Consider the following 13,586-nt stretch of genomic DNA (forward strand, 5'->3'; position numbering starts at 1 on the left):
GCTGGGGACGCTTCGGCATGACCGAAAAGCGTACCCGTGACCTGCGACTTCACGACAGTGTGAGCAAAACCTCACGGTTTACGCGCCAGAAACCTTCCTGTCACCTCTTGTGCACGGCTTCACGAGGTGTGAATCTTGAATCAGTTCCCACCCGTCCCATCGCACCGGCTCACCTGCGCCTTCGTCCGGCTTCTGTCGGCCCGCGGAGAGCTGCGGTACCGGAAACCCCCTCGACTCCAAAGGAGAACGACATGGACTGGCGCCACAAGGCTGCCTGCCTCGACGAGGACCCCGAGCTCTTCTTCCCCATCGGCAACACCGGCCCTGCCCTCCTCCAGATCGAGGAGGCCAAGCAGGTCTGCCGTCGCTGCGAGGTCATCGACACGTGCCTGAAGTGGGCGATCGAGTCGGGCCAGGACGCCGGCGTCTGGGGCGGCATGTCCGAGGACGAGCGCCGCGCGCTCAAGCGCCGCACGGCCCGCGCCCGCCGCGCCGGCTGACGCCCCGCACCAGCTGACGCCCCGCCGCACCGGTTGACCGCGCACCGGCTGAAACCGCACAGACCACGCCGTGGCCCGGCGCCTCCGAGCGAGGTGCCGGGCCACGGTGCTGTCCAGCCAGGTCACAGACGAGCAGACGAGCAGACAAGCAGACAAACGCTGCGACGCAGCGCAGCGCGACGCACCGCAGCGGACGGGCTCAGCCCCGGCTGCCGTCGCGCAGGTTGGCCTCGATGATCACCTCGGTGCCGCCCCCCTCGCGCTCGCGCCAGTCGATCGACCCGCCGAGCTCGTTGGCCACGAGCGTCCGCACGATCTGGTTGCCGAGCCCGGAGCTCGACGCGCGCCCCGCCTCGGAGATCTCCTGCCCGAGGCCCACGCCGTCGTCGGCGACGCGCACGGTGAGCCGGGACCCGCTGCGCTGGACGTCGATCTGCACGGTGCCGGTCTCGCGCTCGTCGGGGAAGCCGTGCTCGACCGCGTTGGTGACCAGCTCGGTAAGCACGAGCGCGAGCGGCGTCGCGTCCTCGGCCGGGACCAGCCCGAACGACCCGTTCTGGACGGTGCGCACGGAGGTGCGCGTCGACGCGACCTCGGCCGTCATGCGCAGCGCGCGCTGGAGCATGCCGTCGAGCTCCACGTGCTCGTCGAGCGTCTGCGACAGGAACTCGTGCACGAGCGAGATGGTCGCGACGCGCCGCGTGGCCTCGTCGAGCGCCTCGCGGGCCTCGGGGATCTGCACGCGGCGCGACTGGAGGCGCAGCAGCGCGGCCACGGTCGCGAGGTTGTTCTTCACGCGGTGGTGGATCTCGCGGATCGTGGCGTCCTTGGACATGAGCTCGCGCTCGCGGCGCCGCAGCTCGGAGACGTCGCGGCACAGCAGGACGGCGCCGATGCGGTGCCCGTGGTCGGTCAGCGGCAGCGCGCGCAGCGACAGGGCGACGCCGCGCGTCTCGATGTCGGTGCGCCACGGCGCGCGCCCCATGACCACGAGCGGGAGCGCCTCGTCGACGGTCGACTTGTACTCGATGATCCCGCTCGTCACCTCGACGAGCGACTGCCCGACGAGGGGCCCGATGATCCCGAGCCGGTGGAAGCACGAGAGCGCGTTCGGGGAGGCGTAGAGCACCTCGCCCTCGGAGTTGAGGCGGATGAGGCCGTCCCCGACGCGCGGCGCGCCGCGCCGCGGTCCGGTGGCCGAGTTGGCCGCGGGGTACTCACCGCGGGCGATCATCGCCATGAGGTCGTCGGCGGCCTCGACGTAGTTGAGCTCGAGCCGCGAGGGCGTCCGACCGGACCCGAGGTTGGTCTGGCGCGCGACGACGGCGACGGCGCGCCCGGCGTTGACGACGGGCACGGCCTCCTCCCGCACGGCGTACGCGCCGAACCAGCGAGGCTCGCGCGGCCGCTGCGAGCGCACCTCGCGCAGGGCCGCCTCGAGCTGCGGCCGCTGCCCCTCGGAGGCGATCGAGCCCACGACGTCGTCGTAGTGCACGGTGGCACCTGTCGAGGGCCGGCACTGCGCGACGGCGACGAACCCGCCGTCGCGCGAGGGCAGCCACAGGACGAGGTCGGCGAAGGCGAGGTCGGAGACGACCTGCCAGTCGCCGACGAGCAGGTGCAGCCACTCGACGTCGCCCGCGGGGAGGTCGGCGTGCTGGGCGATGAGGTCACTCATGGCGGACACGGGGCAAGCCTACGGTTCGGTGCCGCGCCGAGGCTCCGGCGGCGCCGCTCCGTACGCCGTGCCCGGCGCTGCGAGGCCGCGCCCCCGGTAGGCTGCCTCCGTCCGCAGCACCCGACGGCCGTCGGTGCGTCCTGGCCAGGAGGCCCCCGTGCGTCTCACCGTTGAGCTGACCTATCCCGCGAGCGTCGACGTCGTGGCGGCCATGCTCGCCGACGCGGAGTTCGTCCGTTGGCGCGCCCGGCGGAGCACGGGCACGGGCACGGTCGAGCAGGCGGACCTCTCGGGCACGGTCGCGGACGGCTTCACCGTCGTCGTGCGCCGCACGTTGCCGACGGACCTCATCCCGCCCCAGGTGCGCCCGTTCGTCGGCGACCGCCTCGAGGTGCGCCAGGCGGAGGTCTGGGAGGCGCCCCAGGGCGACCACGTGGTGGGCACGGTGGCGCTGGAGATCGCGGGCGCGCCCGTGCGCGTGACGGGCACGGTGCGCCTCGAGCCGCTGCCCGACGGCGGCACCCGCCAGGTGTACGACGGCGAGGTGCGGGCGTCGGTGCCCCTCTTCGGCGCGGTGGTCGAGGAGGCCGCAGCACGGTCGGTGCGCTCGACGCTGCTCGCGGAGGGCGAGGCGGGCGTCCAGTGGCTGGGACGCGCCAGCGACGCATAACGCTTTGATCACGGACTGAGACGGCCGAAACGCTCCGACCTGCGACGATGCCGGTGTGGGAGCGTTCTCACCCTGCCGGCCGTTTGACATCGGCAGTCGGGACGCGCCAGAGTCCCTCCCGTTGTGGAAGCGCTACCACTCTGCGGGTGGGAGCGCTACCAAGAACTGTCAGCACCGTCGCACCGACATGTTCGGACAAGACAAGACAAGGGAGTCACAGTGGGTAGCATCCGCACGCGCCGCGGCCTGGCCGCCACCGCGGGTATCGCCGCCATCGCCCTCACCCTCACCGCCTGCGGTGGGAGCGGCGACAACGCCGCCGACGGCGGCAACGGCTCGGACGACCAGGTCGTCATCAAGGTCAGCACGTTCAACAACTTCGGCTTCGGCGCCCCCACGGCCCAGAAGCCGGGTGCGGACCTCTGGAAGAAGTACGAGGCGCTCCACCCGAACGTCAAGATCGAGGAGACCGTCGCGGCCAAGTCCGACGACGCGCGCGCCGCGTTCAACACGGCCATCGCGACCGGCTCGGGCGCCTTCGACATCCAGGCCGTCGACGTCGACTGGATGCCGTCGATCATGGCCCAGCCCGACAAGTTCGTGGACCTGACGGACTACGTCAAGGACAACGACTGGCTGGACTGGAAGACCCAGGGCGCCACCACCGACGACGGCAAGCTCGTCGGCGCCGGCACCGACATCGGCCCGGAGGGCATCTGCTTCCGCAGCGACCTGCTCGCGGCCGCCGGCCTGCCGTCCGACCGTGACGCCCTCAAGGAGGCGCTCGGCGGCGCGGACGCCACGTGGGACAAGTACTTCGAGCTCGGCGCGCAGTACGTCCAGAAGTCGGGCGGCAAGGCGTGGTTCGACTCGTCGGCCGCCGTCTTCCAGGGCATGGTCAACCAGATCGAGGAGTCGCACGTCTCCAAGGACGGCGAGATCATCGCCGGCACCGACGCCAAGGGCGCCCAGCAGGTCAAGGCCGACTTCGACCAGCTGACCGCGGCCGCCCTCGCCGGCCAGTCCGCCGGCCTGGCGCAGTGGAGCGACGACTTCAACGCCGCGTTCAACACCGACAAGTTCGCCACCACGCTGTGCCCCGCGTGGTTCATCAACAACATCAAGGGCAACGCGGGCGAGGACTTCAAGGGCTGGGACATCGCCGACGTCTTCCCCGGCGGCGGGGGCAACTGGGGCGGCTCGTACCTCGTCGTGCCGGAGCAGTCGAAGGTCAAGGAGGAGGCCGCCAAGCTCGCCGCGTGGCTGAGCGCCCCCGAGCAGCAGGTCGCCGTCTTCTCGGCCGCCTCGAACTACCCGTCGTCGCCGACCGCCCAGGCCGACCCGGCCGTGGCCGGCAAGGTCGACGCGTTCCTGAACGACGCCCCGGTGGGTGAGATCTTCAAGAACCGTGCCGCGGCCGTGACGGTCACCCCGTTCAAGGGCGCCCAGTACTTCGACATCCAGACGAAGCTGGCCGACGCGCTCAACCGCGTCGACGTCACCAAGACGCAGACCCCTGCGCAGTCGTGGGACCAGTGGCTGCAGGACGTCGCCGGCCTCCAGTGAGCCCTGCCGGTCGGGCCTGAGGGTCTGACCGACCACGGTCCGGGGGTGCCCCGCCCGCCCCAGGCGGGTACCCCCGGACCTTCCCGTTCCGCCCACCCGCCGGCCGCCACACGGGCAAGCCGCCTCCACAAGGAAGTGCCGTGACCGCCTCACCTGTCGCCCCCGACAAGACCACGCAGAGCCCGCCACCACCGCGCGACGAGGCCTACGAGCGCAAGCTCCTGTCCCGAGGCCGCCGCGGCCGCTTCGACGTCAAGGTCTCGCCGTACCTGTACATCTCGCCGTTCTTCCTGCTTTTCCTGGTCACGGGCCTGTTCCCGCTGATCTACACGGCGTGGATCGCGACGCGGCAGTGGAACACGAGCACGGGCGACGCGGGCTGGGCCATCTGCGGCAAGCTGTGCGACTCGACGGACCCGTCGTGGCTCGGCAACTTCCAGTGGGTGCTCCACCAGCCGGACTTCTGGCTCGCGCTGCGCAACTCGTTCTCGATCTTCCTGCTGTCGACGATCCCGCAGATCATCTGCGCGCTGATCCTCGCGGCGATCCTCGACGCCAACCTCAAGGCCAAGACCTTCTGGCGCATGGGCGTCCTGCTGCCGTACGTGATCGCCCCGTCGGCCGCCGGCATCATCTTCTCGCAGGTCTTCTCGGACAACTTCGGCGTGATCAACACGATCCTCGACGGGATCGGGCTGGAACCGGTCCAGTGGCACGCCAGCCAGCTGGCGAGCCACGTCGCCATCGCGACGATCGTCAACTTCCGCTGGACGGGCTACAACACGCTGATCCTGCTGGCGGCGATGCAGGCCATCCCGCGCGACGTGTTCGAGGCCGCCGTCGTCGACGGCGCCGGCCGCGTGCGGCAGTTCCTCTCGGTGACGATCCCGATGCTGCGCCCGACGCTGATCTTCGTGATCATCACGTCGACCATCGGCGGCCTGCAGATCTTCGACGAGCCGCAGATGTTCGGCAACACCGGCACGCCCGGCGGGCCCGACAAGCACTACCTCACCGTGTCGCTGTACCTGTGGGACCTCGGCTTCAACCGCACCACGATCGGCCAGCCCAACCTCGGCCGCGCGGCCGCCGTCGCGTGGCTGCTGTTCATCATCGTCGTCGTCATCGCGATCCTGAACTTCCTGATCACGCGGCGGATCGCGTCGACGTCCGGGGCTCCCACGAAGAAGAAGAAGTCCGCGAAGAAGGAGCTGGCCCGATGAGCAGCAACCAGGTCTCGGTCGCCGCCCTGCGCCAGTACGGCGGCAACGGCGTCGCGAACGCCGCCGCCCGCCGGCGCAAGCTCGGCGTCACCTCCGAGGGCCGCCGCCCCGGCTGGGTCTCGTACGCCATCCTCACGGTCGTCATCCTGGTCTCGGTCTTCCCGTTGTACTACGCGGTGTCGATCGCCTCGCAGGCCGACACTTCGACGCAGTACGGCGTCGAGGCGCTCAGGCTCGGCCCGGCGCTCTTCCGCAACCTCGGCGCGGCGTTCGACGAGCTCGACTTCTGGCACGCGCTCGGCGGCACGGTCCTGGTGTCGACGCTCTGCGCGGTCTCGACCGTGCTGTTCTCGACGCTCGCGGGCTACTCGTTCGCGAAGCTGCAGTTCCGCGGCCGCGGCCCGCTGCTGTTCTTCGTCATCGCCACCATGGCCATCCCGACACAGCTCGCCGTCGTCCCGCTGTGGCTCATGATGTCGAAGATCCACCTGTTCGGGTCGCTCTGGGCCGTCATCATCCCCGCGCTCGTCACGGCGTTCGGCGTGTTCTGGATGACGCAGTACCTCGAGGGCGCGCTCCCCTACGAGCTCATCGAGGCCGCCCGCGTGGACGGCGCGTCGATGATCCGCACGTTCTGGAACATCGCCGTGCCGGCCGCGCGCCCCGCCGCCGCGATGCTGTTCCTGTTCACGTTCGTGGCGCAGTGGACCAACTACTACTGGCCCATGCTGATCCTCGGCTCGAACCAGAAGGCCGTGCTCACGACCGCCGCCGCGGCCCTGCGCGCCTCACGGTTCACCGACTACACCCTCATCATGTCGGGTGTCGTCCTGACGGCCTTCCCGCTGGTCCTGCTGTTCTTCTTCATGGGCCGGCAGCTGGTCTCCGGCATCATGGCCGGTGCCGTCAAGGGCTGAGCCCGGCACACCATCCACCGACGAGAACGGCCGCCGGCGTCCGCGCCGTCGGCCGTTCTCGTCCCCGGCCTGTGAAGATGGGCCAGACGCCTTTGCGCCGCACCTGATGGAGGAGCATCAATGACGATCGTCGTGCCGGGCACCGGAGCCCGACGCCCCGCCCCGGGCACCACCGTCCCGTTCACGCCGTCGGCCCCCCTGGGCACGACGCCGAACGCGACCGGGCAGGTCGCCTTCCCCGAGGGCTTCCTGTGGGGCGCCGCCACCGCGGCCTTCCAGATCGAGGGCGCCACGTGGACCGACGGCCGGACGGACTCGATCTGGGACGCGTTCGCCCGCGTGCCGGGCGCCGTCGCCGGCGGCGACGACGGGTCGGTCGCCTGCGACCACTACCACCGCTACCGCGACGACGTCGCCCTGATGAGGTCCCTCCACCTGGGCGCGTACCGCTTCTCGACGTCGTGGGCCCGCGTGCGGCCCGACGGCGGTGCGCCCAACCCCACGGGCCTCGCGTTCTACGACCGCCTCGTCGACGAGCTGCTCGCCGCCGAGATCCTCCCCTGGGTCACGCTGTACCACTGGGACCTGCCGCAGGCCCTGGAGGACAAGGGCGGCTGGCCGAACCGCGACACGGCGTACCTGTTCGCGGACTACGCGATGACGGTCCACGAGGCGCTGTCCGACCGCGTGCGCGTGTGGACCACGCTCAACGAACCCTGGTGCTCGTCGTTCCTCAGCTACACGGGCGGCGAGCACGCCCCCGGACGCATGTCGCGCACCGACGGCGTCGCCGCCGCCCACCACCTGCTGCTCGCGCACGGCCTGGCCGCCGCGGCCATCCACGAGGTCGACCCCGAGGCGGTCGTCGGCCTCACCGTGAACCTCACGGTGCCCGACCCGGCAGACCCGGACGACCCGGCCGACGTCGCCGCCGCCGCCAAGCACGACGGCATGTTCAACCGCACCTTCATCGACCCGGTGCTGCGCGGCGCCTACCCGGCGGACGTGCGCGAGTGGCTCGCCCCGTACGGGCTCGACGACGTCGTCAAGGACGGCGACCTGGAGATCATCTCCACGCCGATCGACGCGCTCGGCGTCAACTACTACAACGGCTCCTGCCTCGCGGGCACGCCCGAGCCCGTGGCCGACGAGACGCTCACCGTCCAGGCCGGCGGCGTGCGCGACGACGAGGACGCGCACGCGCGCACGACGCTCCCGCCCACCCCGGCGCCCGAGGGCATCTGGTGGCGCTCGCGCGGCCTGCCGCGCACCGCGATGGGCTGGGAGGTACAGCCGGAGGGCCTGACCCGCCTGCTCACGCGCCTCCACCGCGACTACACGGGCCCGCGCGGCGTCGCGCTGTACGTCACCGAGAACGGCGCGGCGTTCGACGACGTCGCCGACGAGTCCGGCTTCGTGGACGACACGTCGGACCGGCTGGCCTACTTCGACGCCCACCTGCGCGCCGTCAAGGACGCCATCGACGCGGGCGCCGACGTGCGCGGGTACTTCGCCTGGTCGCTGCTCGACAACTTCGAGTGGGCGCACGGGTACTCGAAGAGGTTCGGCATCGTCCGTACCGACTACGCGACGCAGGAGCGTACGGTGAAGGCCTCGGGCCGCTGGTACGGCGACGTGGCTCGCACGAACGTCGTCCCGGACCAGGAGCCGTCGTGACCCTCGGAAGCGCCCCCACCCTCGACGACGTCGCCCGGGAGGCGAACGTCTCCCGCTCGACGGCGTCGCGCGCCATCAACGGCGGGGACCGCGTCTCGCCCGAGGCGCAGGCGGCCGTCGACGCCGCCGTCGCCCGGCTCGGCTACACGCCCAACCGCGCGGCCCGCTCGCTGGTGACCCGGCGCACCGACTCGATCGCCCTCGTGGTGCCCGAGCCCGACACGATGATGCTCACGGACCCGTTCCTCACGGGCGTGCTGCGGGGCGTCACCGACGGCATCGCGGGCACGGACCTCCAGCTCGTGCTGCTGCTCAACCGCGTGGACGAGGCTCCCGGCCGCATCGCCCGCTACCTCGGGTCGGGGCACGTGGACGGGGCGATCATCGCCTCGGCGCACGAGCGCCACCAGCTCGAGGCGGCGCTGACGAGGTCGCACCTCCCGGCGGTGTTCGTGGGCCGCCCGTTCGGCGAGATGTCGCACCACTTCGTCGACGTCGACAACGTCGAGGGGTCGCGCCTGGCGACGCAGCGGCTCGTCGAGCGCGGCTGCCGCCGCATCGGCACCGTCACGGGCCCGCAGGACATGTCCGCCGGCATCGACCGGCTCCACGGCTTCCGCGAGACGCTCGCGGCGGCCGGGCTGCCGTCCGAGGCCGTCGCGCACGGCGACTTCACCGCCGTCGGCGGCGGGGAGGCCGCCGCCCGGCTGCTCGACGAGCACCCGGACCTCGACGGCATCTTCGCGGCGTCCGACCTCATGGCCGAGGGCGTGCTGCGCACGCTGCACTCGCGCGGCAAGCGCGTGCCCGACGACGTCGCCGTGGTCGGCTTCGACGACCTCGGCGTCGCGCAGCACACCACCCCGCGCCTGACCACCGTGCACAACCCCGTGGTGGCCACGACGATGGCGGCCACGGCGACCCTCCTGGGCCTCCTGGCGGGAGCCCCGGTGCCCGCCGCCCCACAGATCTTCACCCCATACCTGGTGGAGGGCGAGAGCGCCTGACGCCTCGCACGGCGGACGCACGAAGGCTCCGGGACCGCGCGGTCCCGGAGCCTTCGTGCGTCCCGGAGGCGTCAGAGGACGGCCGCCACGCGGACCGTCGTGCCCGCCGGGGCGTACGGGACCGTGCGGCCCTCGATCGGGGCGCCGTCGACCGTGAGCGATGCTCGCCTGCCTGGGGTGCCGCTGTTCGTGACCGTGATCTCGTAGGTCGCGCCGCGGGCCACGCGCGTGACCGTGAACTCCGGCAGGTCGGGGCCGAGCTGCGGGTCGACGACGAGGCCGTCGAAGTCGGGGCGCACCCCGAGCAGGTACTGCGACACCGTGACGAAGTTCCAGGCGGCCGTGCCGGTCAGCCACGAGTTCTTCGCCTCGCCGTGACGCACGGCCTCCTTGCCCGCGATCATCTGGGCGTACACGTACGGCTCCAGCTTGTGGACGTCGGAGATGTCCTCGCGGTAGGCGGGCGTGATGCGCTTGTAGTGGTCGAACGCGCTCGCACCGGCGCCGGCCACCGTCTCGGCGATGATGACCCACGGGTTGTTGTGGCAGAAGATGCCGCCGTTCTCCTTGTAGCCCGGCGGGTACGTGGAGACCTCGCCCATGTGCACCTGGTAGGTGGTGTACGCGGGGTACTGGAGCACCATGCCGTGGTCCGTGCCGAGCATCTCCTCGACCGCCGTGAGCGCCTTGCCCGCGGGCGAGGCGGCCCACTGCGGCGACGTCGGGTCCGTGGACTCGACACCCACGCCGGCCATGATCGCGAAGCCCTGCGGCTCGATCCAGATCTTGCCCTCGTCGTGGGCGTCGGTGCCGATCGGGTTGCCGTAGTAGTCGTAGGCGCGCAGGAACCAGCGGCCGTCCCAGCCGTCGGTGAGCAGGGCCTGCGTCATGGCCTCGACGGCGTCGGCGGCCCGCGTGGCCTGCGCCTCGTCGCCGCGGTGCCGCGCGAGCGCGACGAACTCCTTGCCGTAGAGCACGAACTGCGCGGCGATGAAGGTCGACTCCGCGACGCCGCCCGTCTTGTTGCCGGTGGTCTGGAACGACTCGCCCGGCGTCGTCGAGAAGCAGTTGAGGTTGAGGCAGTCGTTCCAGTCGGCACGCCCGATGAGCGGCAGCCCGTGCGGTCCCAGGTGCGTCAGCACGTGGTCGACCGACTTCACCAGGTGCTCGAACAGCGGCACCTCGGAGCCCTCGGCGTTGTCGAACGGCACGGGCTCGTCGAGGATGCCCCAGTCGCCGGTCTCCTTGATGTACGCGGCCACACCGCCCACGAGCCACATCGGGTCGTCGTTGAAGCCCGAGCCCAGGTTGTGGTTCCCGCGCTTCGTCAGCGGCTGGTACTGGTGGTACGCCGAGCCGTCCGGGAACTGCGTCGACGCGATGTCGACGATGCGCTCGCGCGCCCGCTCCGGGACCAGGTGCACGAAGCCGAGCAGGTCCTGCGACGAGTCGCGGAAGCCCATGCCGCGGCCCATGCCCGTCTCGAAGAACGACGCCGAGCGGGACATGTTGAACGTGACCATGCACTGGTACTGGTTCCAGATGTTGACCATCCGGTCGAGCTTCTCGTCCGACGACCGCACCGAGTACGACGAGAGCAGGTTGGTCCAGTGCTCCTTCAGCGCGGTCACGGCGGCGTCCACGGACGCGCCCGTGGCGAACCGCTCGAGCAGCGCGTGCGCACGCTGCTTGTCGACGACCTGGTGGGCGTCGTCGGCCCACTTCTCCTCGTCCGGGTTCTCGACGTAGCCCAGGACGATGACGACGTCCTTGCTCTCGCCCGGGGCGAGCTCGACGTCGACCTGGAACGAGCCGACCGGGTACCAGCCCGACGCGACCGAGTTCGCGGCCTTGCCCGCGCGCGGCACCGCGGCCTCGCCCAGGTAGTTGTAGGCGCCCACGAACGTGTCGCGGTCCGTGTCGAAGCCGGCGGCCGGCACGTTCACGCCGAAGACGGCGTAGTGGTCGCGGCGCTCGCGGTACTCGGTGCGGTGGTAGATCGCGGAGCCGCCCGACGGCGTCGTCTCCTCGACCTCGACCTCGCCGATCGACAGGTTGCGCTGGTAGTTGGTCTGGTCGTCCTCGGCGTTCCAGAGGCAGAACTCGACGTAGGGGAACGCCTGGAAGGACTTCGGGGCGTCCGAGGTGTTGGTGAACGTGACCTTCTGGAGCTCGGCGGTCTCGCCCAGCGGTACCAGGAACGTGGACTCGACGCGCAGGCCGCCGCGCTCGCCCGTGATGGTCGAGTAGCCCAGGCCGTGGCGGGCCTCGAAGTGGTCGAGGTCGGCCTTGACGGGCAGCCAGGACGGCGTCCAGACGTCCCCGCCGTCGTTGACGAACAGGTAGCGGCCGCCGACGTCGGTGGGGATGTTGTTGTAGCGGTAGCGCGTGAGGCGGCGCAGCTTCGCGTCGCGGTAGAACGAGTACCCGCCGGCCTGGTGGCTCAGGAGCGAGAAGAACTGCTCCGACCCGAGGTAGTTGATCCACGGGTACGGCGTGTGGGGCGTCGTGATGACGTACTCACGCGCCGAGTCGTCGAAGTGGCCGTAACGCATCGTTGCGCCTCCAGGGCGTCGTAAGCGAGAAGAAGGGGTGTGGGAGCGTTCCCACGATCGCGCCGATCATAGCGTGGAAGCGATTCCAGCCAACCACGCCGTCGTGATCGGGGCCAGGGAAGACGAACGCGGGGTGGCCGCCCAAGGCGACCACCCCGCGAACGCTGAGGTCAGGGGCGCGGCTCGGCGCCGAGGCTCCCCTGACGCGCCTCGCGGTAGTCCGCCGCGATGTCCTGCGGGTGCTTGTGCAGCTGCGAGCTGCGGTAGCCGTACGCGAAGTAGATGACGAACCCGACGGCGAGCCAGACCACGAACCGCACCCAGGTCTCGACGTCGAGCTGGAGCATGAGCCAGATGCACGCGACGCCGGAGATGATCGGCAGCGCGGGCGACCACGGCACGCGGAAGTGGTCCGTCTCCTCCTTGCCCTCGATCGCGAGGGCCTTCTTCCGGCGCGCCCGCAGGATCGGGACGCCGAAGCTCACGAGCACGAACGCGGAGAGCGTGCCGATGTTGACCATGTTGCCCAGCACGTCGACCTTCGTGAAGGCCGTGACGAGGGCGATGAGGACCGCGCCGCCGACCTGGAGGCGCACCGGGGTGCCGAAGCGCTCGGAGGTCTTCGAGAGGCTGCGCGGCAGCAGGCCGTCGCGCGACATCGCGAACACGACGCGCGTGAGGCCGAGCATGAGCACCATGACCACGGTGGTCAGGCCCACGAGGATGCCGACGGCGATGACCTTGGTGGCCCACTCGGGCGCGTTCGGCTGGAGCTGGAACGCCGTGATGATCGTGGCGGACGCGCCGCCGTCGGGCGTCGCGTCGCGCAGCTGCTGCGGCGTCGCCATCCCGGACAGCGCGAGCGAGACCAGGATGTACAGCACCGTGGTGATGGCGAGGCCGCCGAGGATGCCGCGGGGCACGTTGCGGCGCGGGTCCCGCGTCTCCTCCGCGGCGGTGGCGACGACGTCGAAGCCGATGAACGCGAAGAACACCGTGCCGGCGCCCGCGAGGATGCCGAACACGCCGCCGACCGACAGCTCGGCGCCGGAGAAGAACGAGAACAGCGTCTGCGTCCACACGGTGCCGTGCGTCGCGGACTCGCCGAAGGACTCGGTCGACGGGATGAACGGGCTCAGCCGCGACGCGGAGAAGTAGGAGAAGCCGACGACGATGATCAGCAGCACGATGCCGACCTTGATCGCGGTGAGCACGCCCGTGAACCGCGTCGAGAGCTTGGTGCCGATCGTGAGCATCGCTGCGAGGACGGCGATGAGCACCACGGTGCCCCAGTCGAACGTGATGCCGCCGGGCAGCTGGACGGTGTTGTGGATCCCCGAGGCGACGCCGTGCTCGTCGACGCCACCCAGCCCGAACAGGTTGAGCACGTTGTCGAGGTACAGGCCCCACGCCTTGGCGACGACGCCCGAGGCGAAGAACATCTCGAGGATGAGGTCCCAGCCGATGATCCAGGCGACGAGCTCGCCCATCGACGCGTAGGAGAACGTGTACGCCGAGCCCGCGACCGGCATGTGCGACGCGAACTCGGCGTAGCACAGGGCCGCCAGGGCGCACACGACGCCCGCGATGACGAAGGACAGCACGACGGCGGGGCCCGTCTGGGTGGCCGAGACCATCGCGGCCTTCGAGAAGATGCCCGCGCCGATGACCACGGAGATCCCGAGGACCACGAGGTCCCAGGCGCCGAGGGTGCGGCGGAGGTGGCGTTCCGGCTCGTCGGATGCGGCGATCGTGGCTTCGATCGACCGCCGGCGCATGAGCTGCATGCGGGT

The 13,586-nt window shown here is 70.9% G+C and carries 10 protein-coding genes; 7 read left to right on the forward strand and 3 right to left on the reverse strand.

What is annotated here, in order from left to right:
* Positions 1–251: 251 nt before the first annotated feature.
* Positions 252–500 (forward strand): WhiB family transcriptional regulator, encoded by a 249-nt coding sequence (locus ET471_RS01845; RefSeq protein WP_129186342.1) that lies wholly within the window; start codon positions 252–254, stop codon positions 498–500.
* Between the two features lie 199 nt (positions 501–699).
* On the opposite strand, the gene ET471_RS01850 is transcribed toward ET471_RS01845, so the two are convergent.
* Complete coding sequence (locus ET471_RS01850; RefSeq protein WP_129190624.1) at positions 700–2,178, reverse strand: sensor histidine kinase; 1,479 nt, start codon at positions 2,176–2,178, stop codon at positions 700–702.
* Between the two features lie 157 nt (positions 2,179–2,335).
* On the opposite strand from ET471_RS01850, the gene ET471_RS01855 reads away from it, so the two are divergent.
* From ET471_RS01855 to ET471_RS01880, 6 genes are all read left to right on the forward strand, one after another.
* Positions 2,336–2,848 carry a DUF2505 domain-containing protein gene (locus tag ET471_RS01855; RefSeq protein ID WP_129186343.1) on the forward strand — a complete coding sequence of 171 codons (513 nt, stop codon included), beginning with the start codon at positions 2,336–2,338 and terminating at the stop codon, positions 2,846–2,848.
* A gap of 219 nt (positions 2,849–3,067) precedes the next feature.
* Complete coding sequence (locus ET471_RS01860; RefSeq protein ID WP_242496375.1) at positions 3,068–4,414, forward strand: ABC transporter substrate-binding protein; 1,347 nt, start codon at positions 3,068–3,070, stop codon at positions 4,412–4,414.
* A gap of 140 nt (positions 4,415–4,554) precedes the next feature.
* Positions 4,555–5,637, forward strand: a complete 1,083-nt coding sequence (locus ET471_RS01865) for a carbohydrate ABC transporter permease (RefSeq protein ID WP_207207312.1) — start codon at positions 4,555–4,557, stop codon at positions 5,635–5,637.
* Entirely contained in the window at positions 5,634–6,554 is a 921-nt protein-coding gene (locus tag ET471_RS01870; RefSeq protein ID WP_129186344.1) for a carbohydrate ABC transporter permease, read from the forward strand. Before ET471_RS01865 ends, ET471_RS01870 begins: the two co-directional genes overlap by 4 nt.
* Before the next feature lie 120 nt (positions 6,555–6,674).
* Positions 6,675–8,231 (forward strand): glycoside hydrolase family 1 protein, encoded by a 1,557-nt coding sequence (locus ET471_RS01875; RefSeq protein WP_207207313.1) that lies wholly within the window; start codon positions 6,675–6,677, stop codon positions 8,229–8,231.
* The gene (locus ET471_RS01880; RefSeq protein WP_129186345.1) at positions 8,228–9,238 is read left to right on the forward strand and encodes a LacI family DNA-binding transcriptional regulator; all 1,011 of its coding nucleotides are present in this window, start codon (positions 8,228–8,230) and stop codon (positions 9,236–9,238) included. The genes ET471_RS01875 and ET471_RS01880 overlap by 4 nt, the downstream gene beginning before the upstream one ends.
* Before the next feature lie 71 nt (positions 9,239–9,309).
* Here ET471_RS01880 and ET471_RS01885 read toward each other — a convergent pair whose 3' ends face one another.
* Positions 9,310–11,793 (reverse strand): glycoside hydrolase family 94 protein, encoded by a 2,484-nt coding sequence (locus tag ET471_RS01885; RefSeq protein WP_129186346.1) that lies wholly within the window; start codon positions 11,791–11,793, stop codon positions 9,310–9,312.
* 170 nt (positions 11,794–11,963) lie between these two features.
* Positions 11,964–13,580: an APC family permease gene (locus ET471_RS01890; RefSeq protein WP_242496376.1), complete on the reverse strand. Its 1,617-nt coding sequence runs from the start codon at positions 13,578–13,580 to the stop codon at positions 11,964–11,966.
* Between the last annotated feature and the right edge of the window lie 6 nt (positions 13,581–13,586).

The sequence above is a fragment of the Xylanimonas protaetiae genome, assembly GCF_004135385.1.
GTDB lineage: Bacteria > Actinomycetota > Actinomycetes > Actinomycetales > Cellulomonadaceae > Xylanimonas > Xylanimonas protaetiae.

Excerpts from the sequence above, each read along its gene's own strand:
- ET471_RS01885 (WP_129186346.1), bottom strand. The coding sequence starts at position 11,793 with ATGCGTTACGGCCACTTCGACGACTCGGCGCGTGAGTACGTCATCACG.
- ET471_RS01890 (WP_242496376.1), bottom strand. The coding sequence starts at position 13,580 with ATGCAGCTCATGCGCCGGCGGTCGATCGAAGCCACGATCGCCGCATCC.
- ET471_RS01870 (WP_129186344.1), top strand. The coding sequence starts at position 5,634 with ATGAGCAGCAACCAGGTCTCGGTCGCCGCCCTGCGCCAGTACGGCGGC.
- ET471_RS01845 (WP_129186342.1), top strand. The coding sequence starts at position 252 with ATGGACTGGCGCCACAAGGCTGCCTGCCTCGACGAGGACCCCGAGCTC.
- ET471_RS01850 (WP_129190624.1), bottom strand. The coding sequence starts at position 2,178 with ATGAGTGACCTCATCGCCCAGCACGCCGACCTCCCCGCGGGCGACGTC.
- ET471_RS01875 (WP_207207313.1), top strand. The coding sequence starts at position 6,675 with ATGACGATCGTCGTGCCGGGCACCGGAGCCCGACGCCCCGCCCCGGGC.